Consider the following 2,546-nt stretch of genomic DNA (forward strand, 5'->3'; position numbering starts at 1 on the left):
CCATATTCGCTTAAATGCCTACAACTCGAATAAACTGGAAGAAGCCGAATTCTCATCACCAGAAAGCAAAGCAGAATCCATGCATTATGAAGCAACTGTATTCGCAATGGAGGCTTGCCAACACTGGTTGCTTGAACCCCTTAGAGATGAGGAATTACAACAAATAAGCCAGTTTGTCGGCCAAGTGACGCTACAAGATGAGCAAAACAAATTATCGCTCGATGCACTACTCAGCACACTGCAAAACCACGCTAAAGAGATCGCCTACGAGCCGTTAAAACAGGCACTATTGAATCAATACCCTACCCTGCTTTCAGATGATACCCAGCCAGATTACCTGCGTACAAACTGGTTTAGTGATACGGATATTCATTGGATTAACTCGCGCGCCGATCTAACCGATGTGGCGGAATTGGCGGCGTTGCATTTAGCCAAGAAACTCGACGTTCATTATCAAGACATAATTCAACCACTGAGCCAAGTGTTGACTGCTTTTATCGACTATTTGCATTTAGGTTCCAACGTCTATTTGTATTCCGCACAAGCCAGCTCATCGAGGCAAGAATCATCACTGCAACTGGTGATACAACCGGGCGACAATTCATCAAAAACGCCCCCTACTTATTACTTTTTCTTGCTCCGCAGTGAGCCCACAACATCGCACAATATTCTTTACGCTTTACATCAGTTTGAACAGCAAAAGGGTAGTCAAGAGCACGAGTATTCTGCCTGTTCAGACATAGACTGGATCGTCGACTTATTCAAGCGGCACCTAACTTAACGCAAGATTAAGCCGTCGATAATGGCGTCACTACGAGTAAACACTATGGTTAGAAAAATTTTGGTCAGCCTCGCATTCCTTGGCATCGCATCCGGTATGGTGCAGTTGGTCTTGATTGCGTTTTACGACACTCTCGATGGCGGAATGTTGGCGGGTTGGAGCATTGCTTTAGGGCTTGGTTTGGCAGCCCTCATTTACTACTTTGTGTTTGATGCTGCTGATATCGGCTATACGCTTATTTCCGTCAATATTGGCTTGCTGATCGCAACCTTCACGGTCAAATGGATTGATAACTCATACGCACCGCAACAGATCATTACCATCGACTTTGAAGTGGTTGCTATTGGGTCTTCTCAGGTTAAATCCACTGAGTTTGTCTACCTACAATTACGTAGTTCACACGGTAATATAAAATACACGGTTGATGACGATCAACTAGGCCAATTCTCCATAGGTGACATACTGCATTTAGACGCAGAGATGGGTTACTTTGGCTACCCGACCGTTCAATAACAGTCCATATATCGAACTAAAATGCTTCATTGAGGAAAATATTATCCTTAAACACAGCCCAAATTATAAATAATTTTAATTACTTAATGAACTTATTAAAGGATATGTTTTGACTAATCCATCTATATCGTCCGTTCCTGTTAATGCTAGGATATGCATTCCATTTAGTTGATCATACTTATGCGATATCCATAAGTATTCTGAATTCCTATAATTGTAAAAGGCATATAAACTATCATTTACTTTCAAAAATTGTTCTTTTTGAACGGAAATATTAGTTTTCCACTTTTCCCAATTAATTTCATTTTCATTGGCTTTAACTTCAAAAATAACCATTCCAACTCGATTAGCAACTCTTATTTCAAGTTTTCTTGTATTGATATCTTCATAATCTGCACCATTTGGTTTGTATTTCGTCAGTAACAATAAATCAGCGAATTCACCAAATACATTTTCAATGTCTTCAATACGAAAATGATAAAACCCCTGTGAGTAATCTACATCTGACACCGTATCTGTCTCAGATGGGAGAGCGATAGAAGCTGTACTCCACTCTTTTTGCGTTGTTTCTGTTTCATAATTATTGTTCGCAATTTCAGTTAAAGTCAGCCGTGGACCTCTCGCTTCTTCTATCTTCAGCAATTTACTGGCTAACTCACTAGTTAATGTTGCATAATATTCATTATTTTCCTTTTTACTTTTTGTTGCCATTTAATCAATTGCGCCAAATCCTCATCCCCATCATCAACTTTACGCCACAAAGCTCGATAAGGCTCTCGATAGTACGCTCCTGTTCGCATATAGGTATTATCCAACTGTAATAATCCATTTTTAATTGACGTTATTTTAGAACGATAGAATGAACCACCACTCAAAATGTCGTAGTGATTACTCTGTCGAACCAAGCTATATGTTTTTCCTTCACCAAAGAAATGCGACTTCAACGTATTTTATTTTACATCTAAATAAAAATAAGTTTGGCTTAACCAGCGTTCCTCAGAATCAATAGATAATCTGTCAACGACTTCATCTGGTGAACTCAGAATCTGCTCTACTGAATCGAAAACATAGTAACCAGACTGTAATTCTGATACTAAATTTTTCTTGTTTTCACTGCTCTTAAAGAAAAAAAGCAAAGTAATCAGGCAAACCAACAACATTCCAACGACTATTTTTATTCTACTCTTAGTTACTGACATTACTTATTGACCCCAGGGTTTAGATATAAATATTCGTAAGAATTTTCTATATA

General features: G+C 38.7%; 4 protein-coding genes. 2 read left to right on the plus strand and 2 right to left on the minus strand.

Annotation, left to right across the window (positions count from 1 at the left end; genetic code table 11):
* Together RH85_RS22995 and RH85_RS11710 are read left to right on the plus strand one after the other, a co-directional pair.
* Positions 1-781: hypothetical protein (locus RH85_RS22995; protein ID WP_006712452.1), on the plus strand; the 781-nt coding region annotated here is incomplete at its 5' end.
* A gap of 45 nt (positions 782-826) precedes the next feature.
* Positions 827-1,294, plus strand: coding sequence for a hypothetical protein (locus RH85_RS11710; RefSeq protein WP_006712453.1), 468 nt, complete (start codon positions 827-829; stop codon positions 1,292-1,294).
* 75 nt (positions 1,295-1,369) lie between these two features.
* Here RH85_RS11710 and RH85_RS11715 read toward each other — a convergent pair whose 3' ends face one another.
* Together RH85_RS11715 and RH85_RS11720 are read right to left on the minus strand one after the other, a co-directional pair.
* Positions 1,370-2,005, minus strand: coding sequence for a hypothetical protein (locus tag RH85_RS11715; RefSeq protein ID WP_006712454.1), 636 nt, complete (start codon positions 2,003-2,005; stop codon positions 1,370-1,372).
* A gap of 239 nt (positions 2,006-2,244) precedes the next feature.
* A complete protein-coding gene (locus RH85_RS11720) occupies positions 2,245-2,493 on the minus strand; it encodes a hypothetical protein (protein WP_138956473.1) in 249 nt (82 codons plus the stop codon).
* Between the last annotated feature and the right edge of the window lie 53 nt (positions 2,494-2,546).

The organism is Vibrio ichthyoenteri ATCC 700023, from assembly GCF_000222605.1.
Taxonomy (GTDB): Bacteria; Pseudomonadota; Gammaproteobacteria; order Enterobacterales; family Vibrionaceae; genus Vibrio; species Vibrio ichthyoenteri.

Bases quoted from the DNA above. Each gene is read 5' to 3' on its own strand.
- RH85_RS11710 (WP_006712453.1), top strand. From the start codon at position 827: ATGGTTAGAAAAATTTTGGTCAGCCTCGCATTCCTTGGCATCGCATCC.
- RH85_RS11715 (WP_006712454.1), bottom strand. From the start codon at position 2,005: ATGGCAACAAAAAGTAAAAAGGAAAATAATGAATATTATGCAACATTA.
- RH85_RS11720 (WP_138956473.1), bottom strand. From the start codon at position 2,493: ATGTCAGTAACTAAGAGTAGAATAAAAATAGTCGTTGGAATGTTGTTG.